This window comes from Natronococcus sp. A-GB7, from assembly GCF_029688865.1.
Classification (GTDB): Archaea; Halobacteriota; Halobacteria; order Halobacteriales; family Natrialbaceae; genus Natronococcus.
Map to the genome: position 1 here is coordinate 88,908 of NZ_JARUKV010000003.1, position 22,370 is coordinate 111,277.

21 protein-coding genes are annotated in these 22,370 nt (G+C 65.8%); 13 read left to right on the forward strand and 8 right to left on the reverse strand.

Annotated elements, in window-relative coordinates; genetic code table 11:
- Positions 1-6 precede the first annotated feature (6 nt).
- The 3 genes from QA609_RS03815 (at position 7) to QA609_RS03825 (ending at position 2,505) form a co-directional block, all read left to right on the forward strand.
- Complete coding sequence (locus QA609_RS03815; RefSeq protein ID WP_278301257.1) at positions 7-411, forward strand: DUF2073 domain-containing protein; 405 nt, start codon at positions 7-9, stop codon at positions 409-411.
- A complete protein-coding gene (locus QA609_RS03820; RefSeq protein ID WP_278301258.1) occupies positions 411-1,436 on the forward strand; it encodes a Zn-ribbon containing protein in 1,026 nt (341 codons plus the stop codon). The genes QA609_RS03815 and QA609_RS03820 overlap by 1 nt, the downstream gene beginning before the upstream one ends.
- Positions 1,437-1,710: 274 nt before the next feature.
- Positions 1,711-2,505, forward strand: coding sequence for a hypothetical protein (locus QA609_RS03825; RefSeq protein ID WP_278301259.1), 795 nt, complete (start codon positions 1,711-1,713; stop codon positions 2,503-2,505).
- Here QA609_RS03825 and QA609_RS03830 read toward each other — a convergent pair.
- From QA609_RS03830 to QA609_RS03840, 3 genes are all read right to left on the reverse strand, one after another.
- Complete coding sequence (locus QA609_RS03830) at positions 2,502-3,080, reverse strand: hypothetical protein (protein ID WP_278301260.1); 579 nt, start codon at positions 3,078-3,080, stop codon at positions 2,502-2,504. The genes QA609_RS03825 and QA609_RS03830 overlap by 4 nt on opposite strands.
- 129 nt (positions 3,081-3,209) lie before the next feature.
- Positions 3,210-4,832, reverse strand: a complete 1,623-nt coding sequence (locus tag QA609_RS03835; RefSeq protein WP_278301261.1) for an iron ABC transporter permease — start codon at positions 4,830-4,832, stop codon at positions 3,210-3,212.
- Between the two features lie 346 nt (positions 4,833-5,178).
- Complete coding sequence (locus QA609_RS03840) at positions 5,179-6,417, reverse strand: extracellular solute-binding protein (RefSeq protein ID WP_278301262.1); 1,239 nt, start codon at positions 6,415-6,417, stop codon at positions 5,179-5,181.
- Between the two features lie 229 nt (positions 6,418-6,646).
- On the opposite strand from QA609_RS03840, the gene QA609_RS03845 reads away from it, so the two are divergent.
- Positions 6,647-7,327 carry a class I SAM-dependent methyltransferase gene (locus tag QA609_RS03845; RefSeq protein WP_278301263.1) on the forward strand — a complete coding sequence of 227 codons (681 nt, stop codon included), beginning with the start codon at positions 6,647-6,649 and terminating at the stop codon, positions 7,325-7,327.
- Positions 7,328-7,726: 399 nt separating this feature from the next.
- On the opposite strand, the gene QA609_RS03850 is transcribed toward QA609_RS03845, so the two are convergent.
- Positions 7,727-8,302: a DUF1684 domain-containing protein gene (locus QA609_RS03850; RefSeq protein WP_278301264.1), complete on the reverse strand. Its 576-nt coding sequence runs from the start codon at positions 8,300-8,302 to the stop codon at positions 7,727-7,729.
- 479 nt (positions 8,303-8,781) lie between these two features.
- Here QA609_RS03850 and QA609_RS03855 point away from each other — a divergent pair, with 479 nt between their 5' ends.
- From QA609_RS03855 to QA609_RS03875, 5 genes are all read left to right on the forward strand, one after another.
- Entirely contained in the window at positions 8,782-9,804 is a 1,023-nt protein-coding gene (locus tag QA609_RS03855) for a metal ABC transporter substrate-binding protein (RefSeq protein WP_278301265.1), read from the forward strand.
- 62 nt (positions 9,805-9,866) lie between these two features.
- The gene (locus QA609_RS03860) at positions 9,867-10,619 is read left to right on the forward strand and encodes a metal ABC transporter ATP-binding protein (protein ID WP_278301266.1); all 753 of its coding nucleotides are present in this window, start codon (positions 9,867-9,869) and stop codon (positions 10,617-10,619) included.
- A 2-nt stretch (positions 10,620-10,621) separates the two neighbouring features.
- The gene (locus QA609_RS03865) at positions 10,622-11,587 is read left to right on the forward strand and encodes a metal ABC transporter permease (RefSeq protein WP_278301267.1); all 966 of its coding nucleotides are present in this window, start codon (positions 10,622-10,624) and stop codon (positions 11,585-11,587) included.
- A gap of 58 nt (positions 11,588-11,645) precedes the next feature.
- Positions 11,646-12,269 (forward strand): metal-dependent hydrolase, encoded by a 624-nt coding sequence (locus QA609_RS03870; RefSeq protein ID WP_278301268.1) that lies wholly within the window; start codon positions 11,646-11,648, stop codon positions 12,267-12,269.
- A gap of 97 nt (positions 12,270-12,366) precedes the next feature.
- Entirely contained in the window at positions 12,367-14,733 is a 2,367-nt protein-coding gene (locus QA609_RS03875; RefSeq protein ID WP_278301395.1) for an ATP-dependent DNA helicase, read from the forward strand.
- Between the two features lie 57 nt (positions 14,734-14,790).
- Here QA609_RS03875 and QA609_RS03880 read toward each other — a convergent pair whose 3' ends face one another.
- Positions 14,791-15,099: a hypothetical protein gene (locus QA609_RS03880; protein ID WP_278301269.1), complete on the reverse strand. Its 309-nt coding sequence runs from the start codon at positions 15,097-15,099 to the stop codon at positions 14,791-14,793.
- A gap of 117 nt (positions 15,100-15,216) precedes the next feature.
- Positions 15,217-16,356 carry an extracellular solute-binding protein gene (locus QA609_RS03885; protein ID WP_278301270.1) on the reverse strand — a complete coding sequence of 380 codons (1,140 nt, stop codon included), beginning with the start codon at positions 16,354-16,356 and terminating at the stop codon, positions 15,217-15,219.
- 109 nt (positions 16,357-16,465) lie between these two features.
- Between QA609_RS03885 and QA609_RS03890 the strand changes: the two genes are divergently transcribed.
- Both QA609_RS03890 and QA609_RS03895 read left to right on the forward strand, forming a co-directional pair.
- Positions 16,466-17,563 carry an AI-2E family transporter gene (locus QA609_RS03890; RefSeq protein WP_278301271.1) on the forward strand — a complete coding sequence of 366 codons (1,098 nt, stop codon included), beginning with the start codon at positions 16,466-16,468 and terminating at the stop codon, positions 17,561-17,563.
- A 52-nt stretch (positions 17,564-17,615) separates the two neighbouring features.
- Complete coding sequence (locus QA609_RS03895; protein ID WP_278301272.1) at positions 17,616-18,194, forward strand: DUF5518 domain-containing protein; 579 nt, start codon at positions 17,616-17,618, stop codon at positions 18,192-18,194.
- Positions 18,195-18,327: 133 nt separating this feature from the next.
- Here the strand turns inward: QA609_RS03895 and QA609_RS03900 are convergent, their stop codons facing one another.
- Entirely contained in the window at positions 18,328-19,680 is a 1,353-nt protein-coding gene (locus QA609_RS03900) for an ABC transporter permease (RefSeq protein WP_278301273.1), read from the reverse strand.
- The gene (locus QA609_RS03905; protein ID WP_278301274.1) at positions 19,677-20,450 is read right to left on the reverse strand and encodes an ABC transporter ATP-binding protein; all 774 of its coding nucleotides are present in this window, start codon (positions 20,448-20,450) and stop codon (positions 19,677-19,679) included. Before QA609_RS03905 ends, QA609_RS03900 begins: the two co-directional genes overlap by 4 nt.
- A 142-nt stretch (positions 20,451-20,592) precedes the next feature.
- On the opposite strand from QA609_RS03905, the gene QA609_RS03910 reads away from it, so the two are divergent.
- Together QA609_RS03910 and QA609_RS03915 are read left to right on the forward strand one after the other, a co-directional pair.
- Complete coding sequence (locus QA609_RS03910) at positions 20,593-21,522, forward strand: ABC transporter ATP-binding protein (RefSeq protein WP_278301275.1); 930 nt, start codon at positions 20,593-20,595, stop codon at positions 21,520-21,522.
- A complete protein-coding gene (locus tag QA609_RS03915) occupies positions 21,519-22,361 on the forward strand; it encodes an ABC transporter permease subunit (protein WP_278301276.1) in 843 nt (280 codons plus the stop codon). Before QA609_RS03910 ends, QA609_RS03915 begins: the two co-directional genes overlap by 4 nt.
- Positions 22,362-22,370: the final 9 nt, after the last annotated feature.

Here is a 22,370-nt window from a genome sequence, read left to right on the forward strand (position 1 = left end):
TCAGTCGTGCCCAAGGCAACTAACCCGGACGACCCCAACGGCGACGACGGCGTACAGATCGACCTCATCAGCGGTGAGCGGATGGATTCGCTCGCCTCCACGGAGAAGATCAGGATGATCCTCGACGGCGTTCACGACGGTAACATCGTTATCTTAGAGGAGGGGCTCACCCCCGACGAGGAGAGCAAGCTCATCGAGATGACGATGGCCGAGATCAGCCCCGACGCCGGATTCAACGGTATCGAGATCGAGACCTACCCCAAATCGGAGACGAAGGACTCGTCGCTGCTGGGTCGGCTCATGGGATCGAACGAGTCGGCGGCGAAGCTGACGGTAATCGGGCCCGCGAACCAGATCGAGACGCTCCACAAGGACGAAACGCTGATCAGCGCGCTCGTATCCCGCAACTAATGCCACACCAGTGTACGAACTGTGGCCACACGTTTCCCGACGGCTCGAAGGAGATGCTCTCGGGCTGTCCGGACTGTGGCGGGAACAAGTTCCAGTTTACGCCGGACTCGGACTCGGAGTCGAGCGCCGAGGACGGCGCCGACGGAGACGCCGGCCCCGAAACGCCACCACCGACTAGCGACCCCTCCGACGAGGGAGCCGACGGTGTCGCCTCTCGAGCGGCCGAGACCGTCCGCGGCTGGGTTTCCTCGGACTCGAGCGACGAGTCGACGCACGATCCAGCGGAGTCGCCGGCAGCCGACCGACCGACGACGAGCGCCGGTTCGTCCGACCGCGACGGGACGAACAGCCGGAGCGGAGAGACGGCCGACGCCTCTCGAGACGCGAACTCGTCCCGAAACTCGCGCTCGCCGTCGACCCGATCCGGAGACCGGAGCCGAGCGGCTACCGACCGGGACGACGACTCGTTCACCGAATGGCCGGACTCAGCTCGTCGACCCGAGGACCGCTCCTCGTCGCCTGCGGAATCCGCGACCGACGACGCCGCCGACGATCGTGCCGTCTCCGAGCCGTCGACGAGCGATCGGCGAACCGACTCGAGTTCGGACGGCTCAAGCGAGCGCTCCGAACTCGACCACGAGACGGTGACGATGGCGGACTCGGAGGACTCCGCGCAGGCGACCGCCCGAAGCGAGGTCGTTCCGGCCGACGATCTCCCCGCCGGCTCGAGCGCGGCCGGCGAGGGGGATCCGATCACGGAAGTCGATCCCGTCGACGACGAACCCGAAGAGACGCCCGATCACGGTCGGGTCGTCAGCGAACCCTCGGGCGAGCAGCCGTCGATCGAGGAGCTCCGCGCGGAGCTCAACGAGCAGTTCGAGAGCATCAAAATCCTCCGCCCGGGTCAGTACGAACTCAACCTCATGGAGCTGTACAACCGCGACGAGTACATCATCTCGCTCCAGGAGGACGGGCGGTACGTCATCGACGTTCCGGAGTCCTGGCACGACGACGTCGACGAGTAGCGCCGCCAACCCCTTCGGTTCGACTGTAGACGGCCAGCGACTGCCCTCGAGACGGTCGTTCCGCAAGTTGCGTTGCAGTCGAACCCGGGGTCTGCGGGCCGCCACGAGCGTTCGAGATGCCCGACCGTCTCGCGGTTTCGGCCGAGACAGATGGATTTAAGCGACGCGACCGATAGCGTCCGAACATGAGTACTGCAACCAAGGCCGTCCTCGCGACGATCGCCGCGTCGGCGCTGCTGTCGGCGTTGATCATCTTCCAGACCGTTCTCGTCTGATGTTCACCGCTCGAGAGCTCTCGCCCCCGGTTGCGGCGATCCGGGAGGAGCACGCTCCCGACGCCGTCGTCGTCGACTGCGATCGGGACTTCGAGACGCTTGCGCCTGCTCAGGCGGAGGACCTGGGCCTGCTCGTGGACTCACTCGAGCCGGCAACGTACCCGGCGGCGTGGCTCCCCGAGGACGCCCCGGAGCTCCTCGTCCGTTACGCGAGCAGCGACTTCACGATCGGAATGCCCGGCGATGGGAGCATTACCTGGACCCACCAGACCGACCCGCCGACGGTCATCGTCAAACCCCGTGTCGAAGGGTCGCCCGAACCGTTTCTCGACTTTCTGCTCGCGGAGGCGCTCGTCGAGGTCGGGCTCGAGATTCCTGAACAGTTCCTCGGCTTCTTCGAGGACGAGTACCGTGACCTCGAGCGCGCGACGGCGCTCGATCCGGCCGGCACCTACCAGATTGCTGCAGCGCTGTACGACGGCTGGACGGGGCTCCACACGCGCGACGTGTTCGCGGCGTGGGACGAGGACGAGGGCGGGACGCATCCGGAGCTGGCCGACGCCTGGCGGGACGCGGGCACTCGGCTCGAGGACCGTGTCTCGGGGCTTCCGGGCGCGGTCGCTCGCGGCGAGACCGACTTCGCGGACGCGACCGAACTGGCCTGCGCCGCGATCAAACACGGCCTCGATCTACCGGCGCCGTTCGACGCGCTCGACACCGACGCTTACCGTGATCACGGATCGGACTACGCGGTGACGTGGGCCCAAAAGACGTTCGACGCGCTCGAGGACTAGAACGACGCCTCGATGCTGCCGTCCTCGTCGAGATCGATCGTTCCGTCGAACAGCTCGCGGAACCGTTCGACGAGCGCCTCGTCGTGTGGGTCCTCCGAGAGATGAAACAGGCCGACCGCGTCGTGTTCCTCGAGCAGCTCGAGGATGCGCTCGGCGGCCTCGAGGGCCTCTTCTTCTCCGGCGTAGTAGGCGAGTTCGGTGACCGAGTCGAAGCTCAGGCGAAGCTTCCCGTCGTGATCCGAGAGGAAGCCGTCGATATGAGTGACGATGCCATCGATGTCGTCGGGGGCGGCGACGTAGTGGACGGTGTCGCTGGTCCGGCGGGAGTAACCCCGTTCGATCGAGAGCGTGTCGAGGATCTCGGCGCGGTTCTCGTCGACGTCGTAGTACTCGAGTTTCTGTTTGGCTTCGCGCGCGGTCGTTCGAGTGGAGACGACCAGGAAGTTGTCGGTGTCGGTCTTGAGAAAGTCGGTGTCGATGCGGTCCGTCTCACCGGTGCTGGGATGCAACAGAAGGATGCCGGTTCCCCCGGGGACCGTCTCGGGCGTTCCCTCGATTGCCAGTTCGTACTCCATACGGCGTGATCAATTGCCGGAACCGACTTAATACTGAGGATGTGTCGTCCGACGATGCGCGACGGCCGCTGCCGAACTCGCGGTGTCGCCCCCCGGTTCGACTCGAAACGGAGGCTGCCGTGTCGACGGTCAGCCGATCTTGCCACCCTCCTGTCGGAGCAGGACGAGCATCGAGAGCCCGGAGATGAGGATCAAGACCAGAGCGGGGATCGCAGCGTACCGGTACGCCAGCGCGTCCTGTGCGTCCCAGATGATCGAAACGAGCGTGTCCATCCCGACCGGTTGGAGCATGAGCGTCGCCGGTAGCTCCTTCATCGTCGTCAGGAACACGAGGACGCCGCCAGCAACTAACCCCGGCATAATAGCCGGCAGGGTAATGCGACGGAACGTCTCGAGGCGGCCAGCGTTCAACGTCCGGGCGGCCTCGATCGTTTTATCGTCGACCTGGAGTACGGACGAGCGAACCGTCCCGACCGCCTGTGGAAGGAACCGAACCACGTACGCGAACACGAGTAACCAGACGCCCTCTCGGTACAGCCACGGGAGGGTTCGGGTACCCAGAAACACCAGGGCGAGACCGATAACGATCCCCGGGACGGCGAATCCGATGTAGGTCGCCCGCTCGAGGACCCGTGAGACGAGGGAGTTGGCCCGTCCCGAGTAGTACGCGACCGGAAGCGCGAACGCACACGCGACCAGTGCGGCCAGTAGCGCGAGGTACATCGAGTTGAACGCGAACTCCCACTGGAACTCGAGAGACGGGATCGGATCCCCCGCGCTGCGGACCAACCAGTTCGTGAAGATCGCAACCGGAACGACGAGCGTGACGATCCCGATCGTCGAAACGAATCCCATTGCCGGCCACTTCCAGGGACCGAGCCGGATCGTACTTCCCGACCTCGCACTGACGCCGGCCGCGTCCTCGTCACGACCGATTCCGGCCTCGATAACGAGAACCACGGCGACGATCGCGATCAGTTGCAACGCGAGCAACGCGGCGAACTCGACGTTGAAACTGCTGAACTCCCAGTAGATCATGCTCGTAAAGACGCTCGCCTGCATGAACGCCGGCGTTCCGAAGTCGGAAATCGCATACAGACCGGCGAGCAACGCACCGGCCGCGATCCCCGGCCTGATCTGTGGCAGCGTGACGCGCCGGAACGCTTCGAACGGACCCGCGTTGAGCGTCCGTGCAGCATCGGCGAGCGAACTGTCCATCGACAGCAGCGCTGCCCGGGTCGTCAGGAACACGTACGGGTAGGTGTACAACGTGATGATGAACACCGCACCGGACAGGCCGTCGATCCGTGGGACCGACACCCCGAACAGCGAGTCGATCTCACCGCCCGAGCCGAACATCCCGACGAACGCGATCGCACCGATATAACTCGGAATTACGAGCGGGAGCGCTGCCACGACGGTCCAGAACCGTGGATACGGGAGATCGGTTCGGGTCGTCAACACCGCGAGCGGAACCCCGAGAACGATCGAAAACACCGTTACGAACAGCATCAATCCGAGACTGTTTGCGGTGATACGTGCGGTCTGTGTGGAAACGATGAGATCGTACGCTCGGGACAGTTCGACCGTCAACGCCTGCCAGACCAGCCAGAACATCGGCAAAACGACGAGAAACGCGACGAGAGCACTCGCGGCGGCCAGGGCGACCATCCAGGGGTCCGCACGCTCGAGTCGCTCCGTAACCGTTTCGACGTGTTCTGAACCGCTGACGGTGTTTTTGAGTGATTTCATCGTGTGTATGTGCCGATCGAATCGATTCTCCTACGAATCGGTGGGCCCTCGATTCTCTTGAACCCCGTGATTAGTCTCTCGAGTCGGGAAGCTCCGCTCGGGAGCGGAGAGCTGCGGACCGCCGTGAAACCGGCGTCGGCGATCGGCCGTCTGTGTGATCGACGACTGACCGAGGTTGGGCCACAGTTTCGGCCGAGCGCTCGGAGGCGTATGAATCGAAAACTGATGGGACATCTCGTGTACTGAAAGACGGGACGGAGCGGTGTGGCAAAGACTCGATAGTCCCGTTCGGATGCCGGTGATGGTCTGGATCCCGTAGATTCTCAGGTGTGTCCGTCGATCGGGGTTAGAGCGGCATCATTCCTTCCTCCTCGAGGAGGTCGTTGGCCTCCTGTAGTTCCATGTCGAACTGGCTGATATCGTAGTCCGGCGAGTCGAGCTCGTCGGGACCCGGCAGCGGACCGACGTAGTCGACGCCTTCGACGACGGGGAACTCGCCGTTGGCGTCCATCATGAACTCCTGTCCCTCCACGGCGACGAGGTGGCGGGCGAACTCGGCGACGAGTTCGGGATCCTCGACGTCGTTCGTCACGGCGATGCCCGCGACGCTGAACAGGGCCCCTGCGTCGCCTTCGGTGAACGCCACGCGGATCGGCGAGTCGGGGTCCTCGTTGACGAGGCGAGCGGCGTAGTAGCTGTTACCCAGAGCGATGATCGGATCGTCGTCGCCACCGTTTTCGACGGCTGCAGCCTGGTCGCTGCCGCCGGAGAACAGCTGCGGATCCTGGTCCATGAAGTCTCTGACCCACTGGCGCGTCTCCTCTTCGCCCTCGAGGTCGACCATCGCCTGAATGAATCCGCGGAACGTCCCGGAGTTCGGCCGCGTCGAGATGATTCCCTCGAACCGGTCGTCTTCCGCGTACGCGAAGATATCCGTCGGGAGCTCGTCCCAGTCGTCGAACTCCGTTTCGTCGAGTCGGTCCTCGTTGTACTGGATGGCACGGACACGGCCGCTGACGCCGGTCCAGTTGCCATCAGGGTGGCGCCAGCTCTCGGGGACGGTGTCGACGACGTCTTCCGGAAGCTGCTGGACGAGCCCCTCCTCTTCAACTGCACCGAGTGCGCCCGGGTCCTGGGAGTAGAACACGTCCGCCGGCGTGGCGTCGCCTTCCTGGACTAGCTGGTTGACCTGCACGTCGTTGTCGTCGTAGTCGCGGTTGATCGTCAGCCCGTCGTACTCCTCTTCGAGCGCCTCGAATACGGGGTCGATCTGGTCGCGCGTGCGGCCCGAGTAGATCGTGAGCTCGCCCTCGAGGTCGCCCAGGTCGTCCCAGGAGACGCCACTCGAGCCGACCGGCTCTCCCATCGGTTCGGCGCCGGCGACGGCGCCGGCGACGTCGTCACCGTTCCCGTTATCGTCGTGGTCGTCGCCGTTTCCGTCGTCGCCGTTCCCGTCGCCATCGTCGTCACCGACGCAGCCGGCCAGCGCCGCGAGTCCCGCAACGGAGACTCCCGCGGTGGCGAGAAGCGGTCGGCGACCGGTTGTGGCTCGGCCCGAACTGTCGTCATCGTCTCGCTGATGCATACTTTGTTTTAGGCCAGCCTAAAACACTAATACCTTCCGATTGTTCCCGGGAGAAGGACGAGAGGCCGGGATAGCTACTGCTTCCCGTTCGGCCCGCATCCGATGCCCACGGATTTCGGCCGACCTAAACCTCCACGTCGATCTTTTTAGGCCAACCTAAAGAGCTTATCGGTGGCTTTCGGAGGGGAGAGCCGAATCGGTTTTGGCGCTCTGGAGGAAACGAATCGGTATGAGCGTACGCGAGGAGTTCGACGAGTGGGCTACGAGCGGTCGCGACAGGGGAATGGAGGAACGACACTGGCACACCGCCAAGCACGCGCTCGCGCGGATGCCCGTCGAACCGGGAGATACGGTTCTCGATCTGGGCTGTGGCAGCGGCTACGCCGGCCGCGCGCTGCGAGATACCAAGGACGCCGGACGGGTCTACGGGCTCGACGGCTCGCCCGAGATGGCCCGCAACGCCGCGAGCTACACCGAGGACCCGGAAATCGGCTACGTCGTCGGCGACTTCGGTGCCCTGCCGTTCGCCGAGGACTCGATCGACCACGTTTGGTCGATGGAGGCTTTCTACTACGCTGCCGACCCCCACGAGACCCTCGAGGAGATCGCGCGGATCCTCCGACCGGGCGCCACGTTCTACTGTGCCGTCAACTACTACGAGGAGAACGTCCACTCCCACGAGTGGCAGGACAACATCGACGTGGAGATGACTCGCTGGGACCGCGACCAGTACCGCGAGGCGTTCCGCGCGGCGGGGCTCTCGGTCGCCGAGCAGGACAACGTTCCCGACCGAGAGATCGCGATCCCCAGCGAGGCGGAGTTTCCGCTCGAGGACTGGGACACACGCGAGGCGATGGTCGAGCGCTACCGGGAGTACGGCACCCTGCTCACGGTCGGGGTCGCCCCCTGATTTCGGCTCGCCCCTCCGGCTGAACCCCCTGGTTTCCACTCGAGCGTTCGGACATCTCGTCGGTTTCACTCGAGACGGCAGACCCGTGTAACGCTTACCCGGACTGTGCCAGTATCGGTACGTATGACACTGTCTCGTCAACTCCGCTCTCGGCAGGGAATCGTTCTCGGTGCGATCGCCGCGGTTGGTGCGGGGCTTTCAACGTCTCTCGGGACGGCGACTACTGCGGACGAGACACCCCCCCGAAACGGCGACCGAACGCGATGGCGACGGCGAGATCGATAGTGACCGATCCGGGGCCAAACGCGACGACGATCGCGAGCTCCCGCCCGCGCAACACGAACGACTCTGTCGGTGTCGGAGCTGTATGGGCGGTCTCGGTCCCTCGGTGGAGTAACGCTACTCGAACCGTTCGCCCGCCGGAATCGTCACCTCGAGCCAGTTCTCCTCCGGCGGCAGCGGACAGTCGAACGTCTCGCTGTAGGCACAGAACGGCGTGTACGCGAGGTTGAAGTCGACGACGAGTTCGTCGCCAGTCTCGAGGTCGCGATCCGCGGCGAGCTCCATGTATCGCCCGCCCTCGTAGGTCTGCTGGCCCGTCGTCTTGTCCCGGAACGGAACGAAGTAGGGCTCCTCGTCCGGGCTCTCGAGCTGGTAGGCCGCCAGCTCGAAGGTGCCGTCCTCGAGGTCCTCGTCCTCCCGATCGAGTTCGAACTCGAGCGTGGCGGCCCGGAGGTAGCGCATCTCCCGGCCCGCAGTCGTGTCCATCAGAACGACCTCCGGGTCGTCGTGGGCGGTTACGGTCGCGCTTACCCGATACGTCGCGTCGGGCTCGAAGTACTCCAGTCCCTCGAATCCCTCGCGGTCCTCGGGCGGCACCGGTGACTGGGGGTGTTCGGCGAAGAACTCGTCCTTCTCGGCGCGTTTGGATTTCAGTTCTGCGCGCCAGTCGTCGACGTCGATGGAATCGCTCATATCCTCGGTTGGGAAGCGAGACTGGAAGGCGTTGCGTTCGAGACCGGAAAAACGACTCCGCGAACTAGGGAGCCGCCGAAACACGAGTTGACGGACGAATATCCGTTCCCGATCACGGAAGCCGAGGAATGGCGTCTGATCATGTAGGGGCTTCCAGGAGCTCACCTGGTTTTCGTTCGGGCATATCGGCTTGGTGCTCGGTCGGTGCAGCGTTCCGGCACACCGGAACGAGAGTCGAACGGTGAGTGCTATCGAGTTTATTTTATAATCCAATCTTCTATATTAGCCTCATCTAATGATCTGTGTGAGAGCAGAAGCACCGATAAACTGCTCAAACAGCCACTAGATGCCTCATCTTCCGAGGACGGCCGAACGAGTAGGCAAGCTGTGTTGCAACCTGGCCCCAACCGAATTAGCCTCGTCTAATAATAGACATAGAATCACAAACTATTTTACTTGGTGTCATGGAATGTGGGCCGATGACAGATGTTTCGAAGACTGATCGATTAGGTCAGTCTCGTTCTACGCGCCGGGCCATTCTTGCTGCGGGCGCCGGAACGCTTGCCGCGAGTATCGCGGGCTGTCTCGACGAGGACCCGCAGTCTGGCAACGGCGACGACGGAGACGGAAACGGCGATGATCTAGAGAACGGAGCGGACGACGATTCCTACACCGTTGCCGCCGGGATGCCGGCGCTGTGGGACTTCACGCGGGAGGTCGGCGGCGATCACGTGAACGCCGTCGATCTGATTCCGACCGGCGAGCACGGCCACGACTACGAACCTGGGCCGGGGATCGTCGAGGAGATCGAGGACGCCGACGCCTTCGTCTATATGCGCGATTTCGCCGGCTGGATGGAAGACGCCGTCGCGGAGCTCGAGAACGACAACGACACCGCCGTGATCGATGCGTCGGAAGGGATCGAGTTCTTCGATAGCCCCGCCGAAGACGACGACGAGCACTGGTGGATGGATCCGGTCGAGTGCCAGAACGGCGTCGACAACATCGCCGACGGACTCTCGGATCTCGATCCCGATCACGCCGACGAGTACGACGAGAACGCCGCGGCGTTCAACGAGGAACTCGAAGCGATCCACGAGGAGTTCGAGGAGCTGGTCGATCGCGCGACGCTAAACGAGATCGTCATCGGCACTCACGACTCCTTCCAGTGGTGGCACCGCCAGTACGATATCGACATCTACTCGCCGATCGGCACGTCCCCGGACGGCGAGGCGTCCGCACAGGACATCGAGGAGGTCGAAAATCACATCGAGGAGTACGGTATCGAGCACGTCCTCTACGACGTCGGCGAACCGGCACATCTCGCGGAATCGATCGCCGACGAGACGGACGCAGAGGTGCTCCCGATCTCGCCGGTGGAAACGCAACTCGACGAAACCACGGAGGTCGGGGACGTCCAGATGGAGCCGGACTGGGGCTACCTCGAGCACTACCGCGAAATCAACTTCCCATCGCTCGAGCGAGCCCTCCAGGTCGAGTGAGCGTTAGCAGTCTCGAAAGATTTGGATAGCCTGAGGACAAGAGTATGTTACCAACGTCAAAAATGGACCCCGCAATAGCCGCCGAGAACGTCACGTTCGCGTACGACGACCAACCCGTAGTAAAAGACGTCTCTCTCACGGTCGAAGCTGGCGATTTCCTGGGACTGATCGGGCCGAACGGCTCCGGGAAGACGACCCTACTGAAAATCCTGCTTGGGTTACAGACGCCGGATACGGGTACGGTCGAACTGTTCGGCACCGACGCGACGTCGTTCGACGAGGGGACCCGTCTCGGCTACGTCTCACAGCAGTCCTCCGAAGCCGACACGACGATGCCGATCTCTGTCCGTGAGGTCGTGACGATGGGACGGTACGCCCACGCCGGTCTCTCGCCGCTCACGACCGACGATCACCGCATCGTCGACGACGTCCTCGAGCAGGTCGGTATCGCCGACCTGGCCGACCGGCAGATCAGTTCGCTCTCGGGCGGACAGAAACAGCGGACGTACATCGCTCGCGCGCTCGCGTCCGAAGCCGATCTGTTGGCGCTCGACGAGCCGACGGTCGGCGTCGACGCCGAATCGCGGGACGCCTTCTACGATCTGTTACACGAGCTCAACGAGACGGGGATCACGATCGTTTTGATCGAACACGATATCGGCGTCGTCACCGAGCACGCCGACACGATCGCGTGTCTCAACCGCGAACTCTACGAACACTGCGGCACGGAACGGTTCCTCGAAACCGACGCACTCGAACGCGCGTTCAGTTCGGCGCGAGCGGCACGGTCGACGAGCGCCGCCTCCGGAGATTAACGATGGATGTCGATACGTTCCGGTCTCGGCGCGGACTGACGGCGGCCGCTGTCGGTCTCCCTGCGGCGGTGATCGCCACCGCCGCGTTCGTCTACTTGGCTTTTCCCCCGCTTTTCGACGCGTTCTGGGGAACGACGTGCGGAGCGATCGGTTCCTGGCTCGTCTGTAGTACGTTCCTTCAGCACGGCTTCACGACCGGCGTTCTCGTCGGGATCGCCGCACCGCTCGTCGGCGCCTACGTCGTCAACCGACAGATGGCGCTTATCGGAGAGGCCCTCGCCCACACCGCGTTCGGCGGTGTGGCGATCGGGCTCGTGGTCGGCGCGAGCGTCGAGTGGCTGAACTACCCGCTGGTCTTCGCGCTGGTCGCCGCCGTCCTCGCCGCGCTCGGACTCCAGTACCTCGCCGTGACGACGGACGCCTACGCCGACGTTCCGCTGGCGATCATCCTGACCGGGGGGTTCGCCGTCGGGGTCGCCGTCATCTCCTACGGCGAGGGCGTCGCGTTCGGTCGCGAGATCGAGAGCTACCTGTTCGGCAACATCCTGTTCGTTCCCTTCGAGAACGTCCAGCTGATGGTCGGGCTCACGATACTGGTCGTCGGTATGGTGGCGCTGACACACAAACAGCTGTTGTTCATCACGTTCGACCGCGAAGCGGCGCGACTGGCTCGCATCGACGTCTGGTTCTACGATACGCTCCTGATCGTCGTGACGGCGCTGGTCGTCGTCGCGGCGATGCAGATCCTCGGTGCGATCCTCGTCGCCGCGATGCTCGTCGTTCCCGTCGCGGCCGCGATGCAACTGACGAGTAGCTTCAACCACGGCCTCGTTCTCTCGATCGTGTTCGGCGAGATCGCGGTTCTCGCCGGCATCTTCTCCTCGTACTACCTCGACATTGCGACCGGACCGGCGATCGTTCTCGTCGCGATCGCGATCTACGTGTTCGCGATCCTCAACAACAGATAACGTCGAAACAATGATCAATAAAACAACGTCTATTATCAAAGAGGTGAACTGAACGCGTATGTGGCCCTGGGAACACGCGATCATGGGGTACGTCGCGTACTCGCTGTTCTGTCACGTCTACTACCGCGACTCCCCGGGTGGGCTCGAGGCGTTCGCGGTCGTCTTCGCCTCCGTCCTTCCCGACCTGATCGACAAACCGCTGGCCTGGGAGTACGGCGTCTTCGAGGTCGGCTACGCGATCGGTCATTCGATCTTCTTCGCCGTCCCGCTGTCGATCGCCGTCGGCGCGCTCGCCCGGTCGTACGGCCGCCCTCGAGCCGGAATCGCGTTCGCCGTCGGCTACCTGCTACATCTGCCCGCCGATATCGTCGACGGCTACGTTCGGGACGACCACCTCAGCTTCTGGATCGTACTGTGGCCGTTCCGCCAGGACGAGGTTCACCACCACGCCCACGAGCACACCGGATTCACGGATCAGTTCTTCGTCCTTCTGGGCACCTACCACCAGGAGCTGTTCTCCGACGACCCGTCGACGTACGCCCTGCTCATGCTCGGTGCGACCGGCTTTGCCGCTCTCCTGTGGCTCTACGACGGCGCACCGGTCCTCCGCGAGTCGGTCCTCGCGGTCAAACGCGGGCTCGAGCGATCGGTCGAACTAGTAACCGACTCCCGGAGCCGCTGACGCGAGCGGGCGTCGGTCCTCCCTCCTGAGGTTTATAGCCGAAGCCGCGGCTACGGTTCGTCAACGCTATGAGCGACCGACGATGAGTACGGCAGGAATGACCGACTGGCGCTCGATCTTCGGCCACCCCCAGCCCTACGACGAGCAGGTCGACGGTATCGAAACCGCCGTCGAAACCGCTCGAGACGGCGGCTACACCGTCGTCGAGGGAGCCTGTGGCACCGGAAAGACGATGATCGCGCTCACCGCCGGGATCGACCTCGTGCGCGATCCCGACACCGACTACGAGCGCGTCTTCGTCCTCACGAGCGTCAAACAGCAGCTGCGCCAGTTCGAGGCCGACCTCGAGACCATCAACGAGAACCTCCCCGACGACTGGAACCCCGTCTCGGGGCTGACCCTCGTCGGGAAGGCCGACGTCTGTCCGTACAACCGCGCAGGTGCAGGAGATATCGACGATCGAAACGTCTACGACCGCTGTGAGAGCCTGCGGGATCGAACCCGCGAACTGACCGGCGAGGGCGGCGAGACGACCGCGGGCACGCTGACCGCCCGCGCCCGCCAGCAACAGACCGGCCTCGCCGACAGCGGCTCGTCGGGATCGACGGGTCGATTCCTCGAGACCGCCGGGGAGACCGCGGCCTACCCGCCGGAGATGCCGACCTACGGCGACGGCGGCGCGGTCGGCGCCGAGACGGAGTACTGCCCGTTCTACGCCCAGTACCTCGAGGACCTGCCCGACGAGGAGGACGGCGACGCCGCCGAGGCCGTCCCCTTCGACTTCACCGCGACCGGGATGCTGACCCCGGACGATCTCGTCGCCCGCTCGGTCCGCAACGGCACCTGTCCACACTCCGTGATGGGCGCCGCGCTTGGCCACGTCGAGGTCGTCCTCGGCAACTACTACCACGCGTTCGATCCGACCACGACGACCGCGTTCACGGGTGCCCTGCTCGACGACTCGACGTTCGTCGTCTGCGACGAGGCCCACATGCTCGAGCCCCGCGTGCGCGATCTGGTCAGCGACGGCGTCGCGGACGGGACCCTCCGGGACGCCGAGACGGAGCTCTCTCGAGTGCTCCAGCCGATCAAGTTCGAGCGCGAGGGTCGGGAGGCCCAGGGTGGCTCGAAGACCGCCGACGCCGACCTCGTTCGGGGCGAACTCGAGGACAGCGACGTCTCTTTCGAGGAGCTCTCCCGTACCCTCGAATTCGTTCGTGACCTCCGGGAGGAACTCGATCGTCGCGTCACCGCCCACCTCGACCGGAACCACAGGGGGTGGCAGTCGAATCCGACCGAGCTCTCGGACGCGGAGATCCCGCTCCGGGACCCCCAGGAACCGGCCGTCGACGAACTCACCGAGTGGGCTGCCGACGCGGGGTACAGCGACGCCGTCTGGGTCCGTGCCGAGGCCGTCGGTGCCGTCGTCGAGCGCGTGTTGAACGAGGCCGAGGACGAGGACAGAACCCGGGCAGCGCCCGCCGTCGGTCGCCTGCTGGGCGAGTGGTACCGCCGGGATCACACCGACTACTTCCGGGAGGTCGAACTCGAGCGCACCTGGGACGAGACCGAGCCGGCCGACTCCTGGCGACGGGCCTACACCGCCCGACTCGCCCTGCACAACTGCGTGCCAAGCGAGGCCATCGGCGACCGCCTGGCGGCGTTCGGCGGGGGAATCCTGATGAGCGCGACCCTCGAGCCGGTCGACGCGTTCACCGAGGTAACGGGACTCGACTACCTCGCGGACGAGGGGGACAGACCGGTGGTCGAACGCCGCTACGGCCTGCACTTCCCCGAGGAGAACCGCGAGAGCTTCGCAGTCGCCGCGCCGAAGTTCACATACGACAACCGGGGTCGACCCGGCGAGAGCAACCCGACGCGCACCCACTACGCCGACGCCGTCGCGAAGGTCGCCCGGCTCCCAGGTAACGTGCTCGTCGGGATGCCCAGCTACGCGGAAGCCGAGTGGATCGCGGGCGCCCTCGAGGGCCGGATCGGCAAACCCGTGCTGCTCGACGCCGCCAGCGACGACGAGACGACCCAGTCGCTCAAGAACGACTTCTTCGCGGGCGAGGGGAAGGTGCTCGTCACGAGCCTGCGGGGCACGCTCACCGAGGGGGTCGACTACAGCGGCGACCGACTCTCCGCAGCCGTGGTCTGTGGCGTCCCGATCGTCAACACCTCGAGCCCGCGGACGACGGCCGTCCGTCGGGCCTACGACGACGCCTTCGGCGACGGGTTCGAGTACGCGCTGACGATCCCGGCGGTCCGGAAGACCCGCCAGGCCGTCGGGCGAGTCATCCGCTCGGCCGACGACGTCGGCGTGCGAGTGTTGCTCGACGAGCGCTACGCCCGAAACAGCTGGGACTCGGTGCGGGAGTACCTCCCCGACGACGGCGAGTTCCAGCCCGTCAGCCCCGACATGCTCGAGATGGGGCTCGACCGGTTCCGGTCGCGGCTCTAACCGCTTTCGGCCGGGTGGATCCGATTGGTCTATCGACGGTCCCGGTCGGCACTCGACTCACGGCGATTTTCGAACCGTGACGGTCCTGGTCGGCGTCTCCGCGTACAGTGAGTACAGCAGGACCGCACAGCCGCCGGCGGTGAACGAACTCTGGACGGCGACTCCAAGCGCGATCCGACCGGCGAGGAGGTGGACCGCTCCACCGAGAACCGAGCCGGCGACGAGTAGCCCGAATCCGATGGCGACCGCCCGAAGCGGTCCGGCTCCGGTTCGTCGAAACGCACGGTATGCGAGCACTGCGACCGCGCCGCCGGTGAGCAACGTTGCCGTGTTCGCCGTCGCGATGAGGACGCTGTATTCGTTCATGGAATCCCTCGATCCTCGAGCAGAGGCGGCGCTCGAGGACGCGTTCGTTCGCCGCTGGGTCGCCCTGGTACTTCAGTCGGGTAGCCGGTTCCCACTCGAGCGGAACCGTCGGGTCCGTTACTCCGCGAGCGTCTCCGCCCACTCGTCGACCCACCGCTCGAGGTCGGAGCGGAGTCGATCGTACCCCACCGAGACGGGCTCGGACGGAACCGCCGCGCTCTCCTCGAACGTCTCGTCGAGCTCGAGGAACGCTCGGCTGAGCGCCGGTATCACGGAGTGACGCTCGGCGAACTCGGCCTGGACATCGCTCGAGAGCAGGAAGTTCAGGAAGTCGTAGGCGAGATCCACCTCCTCGGCATCCTCGAAGATGGCCGCGCCGACCGGCGTCTCGTACCCCTGTCCGTTCGGAAACGCGAGCTCCCAGTCGTCGGTCTCCAACCCCTCGCGCTCGGCGAAGGCGGCGTCGGTCGAGTAGCCGACCGCGAGCGGACGATCGCCGTCGGCGAACGCGGTCGTCGACGCCGTCCAGTCGTTGACGAGTTCGAGTCCGTTCTCCTCGAGGTCGCCCCAGTAGCGGCGGTAGCCGTCGTCGCCGACTGTCTCGATCGTCCAGAGCAGGAAGGCGAGGCCGGCGTCGGAGCGGTCGGCGCGCGGAACGAGTAGGCTGTCCTCGTACTCGTCGTCGAGCAGGTCGGCGAGGTCGTCGGGCTCCTCGAGTTCGCTCTCGTCGTACCACAGACAGCTGTATCGGACGCCGGCCGGAACGGCGCGTCCCGAGGGATCCCCGAACTCGAGGTCGTCGCGGATCCGCTCGGTCGCCGGAAGCCGATCCCCGCCGAGTTCCCGAAACAGGGCGTTCGCCGCGAGATCGGCGTCGAGTCGGGCGAGATCCGACGGCGTGAGCCCGAGGTAGACGTCGGCGTCGATCTCCGCACCCTGGTCGACCCGTCTGCGGTAGTGATCGAGACCGGCCTCCGGAATCGTCCACTGGAGCTCGGCGTCGGGAAACTCCTCCTCGAAGGCCTCCTTGATCCACTCGCCGACGGCCCGCTCGCCGACGACCATCGACTCGGTCGTCGCCACTCGGAACGTCCCCTCGAGGTCGGGGTCGTCCGGCTCGGTGTCGTCGCGCTCGGTCGCGTCGGTCGCCTCCTCGTCCCCGTCGTCCTCATCCTCCTCCTCGTCGCGGGAGAAACAGCCGGCCGTCCCGGCGAGCGCTCCGACGCCGACGGCCCGCACGACCGAACGCCGATTCATGGTGGGAGTGACACGCCGTGCCGTCTTAAGCGCCGGGATCATCCGGCGGATACCGGTCGGCGCGCCCCCGTCACGGAAAGGCTTTGACGGTCGACGGCCATCGGCCCGTGTGACAGCCACCACGAACTCGCCGCGGCGGCGCTACGTGCTCGGCGCCGTCGTCGCGGCCCTCGGCCTACTGACCGGTGCGATCCTGCTCGAGGTGCTGGGAACGATCCTCTTCGCGCTGACGGTCGCGTACGTACTGGTGCCGGTTCAGGGGTGGCTGGTCAGGCGCGGACTCGGCGAGTGGACCGCCGCCGTCGGCGCGACGCTCGTTGGGTTCGTGAGCGCGACCGCAGTGTTCGCACCGATCGTTTTCACGTTGTACGTTCGGATCGACGAAGTGATCGCCCTCGTCGAGGGCGTGCCGGCCGAGATCCCGGTGACGGTTCTCGAGATGACGTACACGATCGAGACCCGGGAGGTCCAGGTGTTCGTGGTCTCGTTCCTCCGCGACGTTGCCGTCTCGCTGGCCTCGTCGCTGCCCGTGCTCGCGATCAAGTTCGCGCTGTTCGTCATCCTGCTGTTCGCGCTGCTGTACAGGGGCGACGCCGCTGCGCGCGCCGCGATCGCGCCCGTCCCCCACGAGTACAGAGGAGTCGTCCGAGCGCTCGCCGTCCGGGCTCGGGAGACGCTGTACGCCATTTACGTGCTACAGCTCGCCACGTCGGTCACCTCGCTCGTGATCGGCTACCCCCTGTTTCACCTGCTCGGCTACGAGATGGCGTTCACGCTCGCGCTGTTCGCCGCGATCTTGCAGTTCGTGCCGATCATCGGTCCGAGCCTGCTGATCGCCCCGATCGCACTCTACCACGTCGCCGCGGGCGACCTCGTCGGGGCCGCGCTGGTCGGTATCCTCGGTGTCGGGCTCGTCGCCTGGCTGCCCGATATCGCCGTCAGACCCCGACTCGCCCGCCGCTCGGCCGGACTGCCCGGAAGTCTCTACTTCGTCGGCTTCACCGGCGGACTCTTCACCCTCGGGGCGATCGGGATCGTCGTCGGCCCGCTGATCGTCGCGATCTTCGTCGAAGCGGTCGAGCTACTCGCCGACGAGGTCAACGGGGATCTGACCCTCGAGGAGCTCACGTCGCCAGAGCTCGAACCCGAGAACGGCGCGCAACCCTCGAGTGTCGACGTCGAGTCCGAGGCCCCGACAGACGACTGACCGGGCCGAATCAGCCAACACGCCTTTCTCCCTGCTCGTCGTCGATCTCCCTATGGTCAGTGGCCGAACGATCATCAACGCGATCATCGGCGCCGTCGTCGGCATCGTCCTCTCCTTTATCCCGTTCTCGACGGTCGTCGGCGGCGCAGTCGCCGGGTTTCTCGAGGGTCCGGACGATCGGGACGGGGCGATCGTCGGCGCCCTCGCGGGCGCGATCACGTTCGTCCCGATCGCCGCCGTCGCCGTGCTGGGGATCGGCTTCGTCGGGTTCGGGTTCGGAGTCGCCGCCGCACCCGCGGAGGGCTTTGCGTTCGTCGTCCTGTTGATCCTCGTCGGGGTCCTGTTCGCGTTCGTCTACACCGTCGGGCTGTCGCTGCTCGGCGGATACCTCGGAGCCTACCTCGCGCGGGAGTACCCTGGAAAACACGCGCGAACGCGAGAGACGTTCGGCGGGAGGCGACGGGAGCCGACCCCTCGTTCCGGAACCAGACCACGCGAGCGGGACGCGGAGGGGACCGATCGACACGACTCGGATCGGTCGACGCGAAACGAACCGGCCGACGAACGCGAGGACGGCGACCTCGATCCGTCGCGATGGCACGAAACCCGGGATCGCGAGCGAGACGAGTAGCGCCCGCTCCTAGGCGAATTCGAAGAGCGCCGACGTTCGATCCGGAACGCGGATCCCGACGTACTCGAGCGAGTATCAGTCTAGCACCGACCACGGGTCCGGTCGCGTACGAGGAGACGGCGTCAGCTGACCGTCACTCGTACCGGAGCGCGTCGATCGGATCCGTTCGGGCCGCCCGCCAGGCGGGGTACAGCCCGGAGAGGATCCCCACGAGGACGCCGACGGCGATCGCGAGCGCGACGTACTCGAGGGGGTAGACGAGTGGCAGATCGATGTACCACGCGCCGAGGTAGCCCGCGACCAGCCCGAGTGCGGTCCCCAGGATTGCTCCGATGACACCCAGGATCACCGCCTCAGACAGGAAGAGCCCCAGTACGTCGCGGTTCTGGGCGCCGACGGCTTTCATGATCCCGATCTCGCGGGTCCGTTCGGTGACGCTGACGAGCATGATGTTCGCGATGCCGATCGAGCCCACCAGCAGGGAGATCGCGGCGATCCCGACGATGAAGTTCTGCAACAGCTCGAGGACATCCTCGAGCTGCTGGAGCAACTCGGCGCTGGTCTGGAACGTCATCGCGAGGTCGTCGCCGAGGAACTCGCTGGCGTCCGAGTCGTCGCTCTCGAGGTAGTCGATCGCGGCCTGGCGGGCGGCGTCGACGTCGTCCTCGTCGGCGGAGTGGGCCTCGACGATGACCGCGATGAAGCGCGCGTCGCCGCCGTCGGCCTGCGCTTGCGCCGCCTGGTCGGCGTCGTCGGCTTCGGCGGCGTCCTCGCCGTCTCCGTTACCGACGCCCTCGCTCCCGCCCGGTCCCTCGTCGCCGAGTTCGACGGCTCCGGCCTGCTCGACGTAGTAGGGGTCGGTCGGCACGTAGATCCGCGGCGAGGACTCGAACCCTTCGAACGGGCTCAGCCCCTCGTTGCTGTCGGTGATCCCGACCACCTCCGCGGTCGTCTGCTGGCCGCCCAGGATCGTGATCGTGATCTCGTCGCCGACGCTGACGTTCTCCTCGAACTGGCCCGCCGCCGCGGGGTTGAGCACCGCCTCGCGCTCGCCGGGCTCGAACTGTCGGCCCTCGCGGAGCGTGTCCTCGCGGACGTAGGACGGACCGGTCGCGATCACCCCGTCGCCCTGGGCGATCTGCTCGTCGCCGCTCGAGACCGCCTGGCTCTGAATCGGCGCGTAGCCGTAGGCCGCCTCGACGTCCTCGAGCCCCTCGATCGTCTCGAGGTCGTCCCCGCTGACGACGGGCTGGGCGCCCGCCAGCGGTCCGCCCTCGGTGTCGGGGTCGGCCGCCCAGCCGTAGACGTTGCGCTGGTCGTCCGGACTGATGTCGCCGATGATCCCTGCCTGCAGGCTCGCACCCAGCGTGACGAACGCGATCACCGCGGCGATTCCGATCACGATGCCGAGCGTCGTCAGCGCCGACCGGAGCTTGTGGCCGCGGATCGAGCGCCAGGAGAGTCGCAGGCTCTCGAGCGGGTTCATCGATCCTCCCTACCGCCGTCAGCGGGCTCAGCCGGTTCGCCGGGGTCGCCCGCCGAGCCGAGCTCCTCGATCCGTTCGATCTTCCCGTCGAGCAGGTGGACGATCCGCTCGGCGCGCTCGGCGACGTGGCGCTCGTGGGTGACGACGACCAGCGTCGTCCCCGCGTCGTGGAACTCGCCGAAGAGATCGAGCACCTCGGCTTCGGTCTCCGTGTCGAGGTTCCCCGAGGGTTCGTCGGCTAGCACGAGCGCCGGATCGTTCACCAGCGCCCGCGCGAGCGCGACCCGCTGACGCTGCCCGCCGGAGAGTTCGTTCGGAACGTGGTCGATGCGGTCGCCGAGGCCGACCCGCTCGAGCAGCTCTCGGGCTCGCTCGCGGCGCTCGTCCCGGCCGACACCCTGGAACAACTGGGGCAGCGCCACGTTCTCGACGGCGTTCAGCCGCGGCATGAGGTTGAACGTCTGGAAGACGAAGCCGACCGTCGTCCCGCGGAGGGTAGTCCGTTCCCGATCGCTCAGGGTCGCCACGTCTGCGCCGTCGACGACGACGGCCCCCTCGGTCGGCGTATCGAGACAGCCGACGAGGTTCATCAGCGTCGACTTCCCGGAGCCACTCGGCCCCATGATCGCGGTGTAGGACCCCCTCGGAACCTCGAGGCTGACGCCGTCGAGGGCGTGGACGGGTTCCCCGAGCTGGTAGGTTTTGCGGACGTTCTCGAGGCTGACGGCCGTCGCTCCGCTCGCTTCGGCGCCGCCGCCCGTTTCTGTCATACGATATCGATGCACTCCCGGTCGAAAAAGGTTCCAACTCCGGTGACGGTATCCGGGTTCGGTATCGGTATCCCGATTGCGGCTGTTAGTAGGCAGGGAAAAACATATGTGACAGCCAACTAGACGTACGGTAATTAAAACCGTGGCTGCAATTAACATCGATGGTGTGACAAAACGGTTCGGCGACGAGCTCGCCCTCGAGGGACTGGATCTCACGGTCCGGGAGGGCGAGGTGTACGGCTTTCTCGGCCCGAACGGCGCGGGGAAGTCGACGACGATCAACCTGTTGCTCGATTTCATCCGGCCGACCGCGGGCGGGGTGACGGTGTTCGGCCGCGACGCTCAGGAGGGAAGTCTCGAGATCCGCGAGCGAACCGGGATCCTGCCCGAGGGGATCGAGCTCTACGATCGACTGACGGGGCGCCAGCACGTCGAGTTCGCCATCGAGTCCAAGGCGGCCGACGACGACGCCGACGAACTGCTCTCCCGGGTGGGGATCGCCGACGCCGCCGACAAGAAGGCCGGGGGCTACTCGAAGGGGATGGCCCAGCGGCTTACCCTTGCAACCGCGCTGGTCGGTGAGCCGGACCTGCTGATCTTGGACGAGCCGTCGACCGGGCTCGATCCGAACGGCGCCCGCGAGATGCGCGAGATCATCCGCGAAGAGAACCGGCGGGGCGCGACCGTCTTCTTCTCCTCGCACGTCCTCGGTCAGGTGGAGGCGATCTGCGACCGCGTGGGGATCCTCCGTGACGGTGAACTGATCGCCGAGGACACCATCGCCGGCCTCGAGGACGCGGTGCCCGATCGGACCCGGCTTCGGGTGCGGCTCGATCGGATCCCCGAGGACTCGGCGGCTGCGCTCTCGGCCGTCGAATCGATCGACGGCGTCTCCGAGGTCGAGGCCGAGGGGACGACGCTGGTCGTAAGCGTCGCCGACGAGGCGAAGACGACCGTTCTCCGCACGATCGAGGAGTACGACGTCACCGTCGAGGACTTCGAGACCGACGAGTCCTCGCTCGAGGACCTGTTCGTGGCCTACACCGCCGAGGAACGGGAGGTAGCGCCGTGAGCGCGATCGCCGTCGCCAAAAAGGACTTCCGCGACGCCGTGCGCTCGCGGACGCTGCTTGCCCTGACGGCGCTGTTCGGGCTCTTTACCGTCAGCGGGGCGTACCTGGCCTCCTGGGCCGCCGAGGTGCTCGACGGTGGCGCCGAGACGACGCTCGACCTCATTATCGCGCTCCAGACGCCCGCGGGCTATCTCGTCCCGATCATCGCGCTCGTCGTCAGCTACGCCGCGATCGCGGGCGAGCGCGAGAGCGGGAGCCTGAAGTTCCTGCTCGGCCTGCCCCACTCGCGGCGCGACGTCGTGGTCGGGAAGATCCTCGGCCGAACCGGGGTGGTCGGAGTTTCGATCCTCGTCGGGTTCGCCGTCGGCCTGATCGGGCTGTTCGCGTTCGTCGGCTCGGTCTTGCTGGTCGACTACCTCGGCTTTACGCTCGTCACGCTGCTGTTCGGACTGGTCTACGTCTGTATCGGCGTCGGCCTCTCCTCGATGACCCGCTCGACGACGAAGGCGGCGATCGGCGCGTTCGGCCTGATCGTCTTCTTCTGGTTCGCCTGGTCGATCCTCGTGCAGCTCCTGCTGTACGCCGTCGAGGGACAGTTCCTCCTCGAGGAGTTCCCCGACTGGTACGTGACGCTGCTCTCGCTGTCGCCCGACGCGGCCTACGGCTCGGCGCTGGGCGCCGTCCTCGGCGAGTCCGGACTGACGATGAGCGGGATGTACGGAAGTACCGACGAACTCCCGCTGGCCGCGCGACCCTGGTTCGGGTTCGTCGTGCTCGGCGTCTGGGCGCTCGTCCCGCTCGTGATCGGGATCCTGCGGTTCGAGTCGATCGACCTCTGATACCGATCG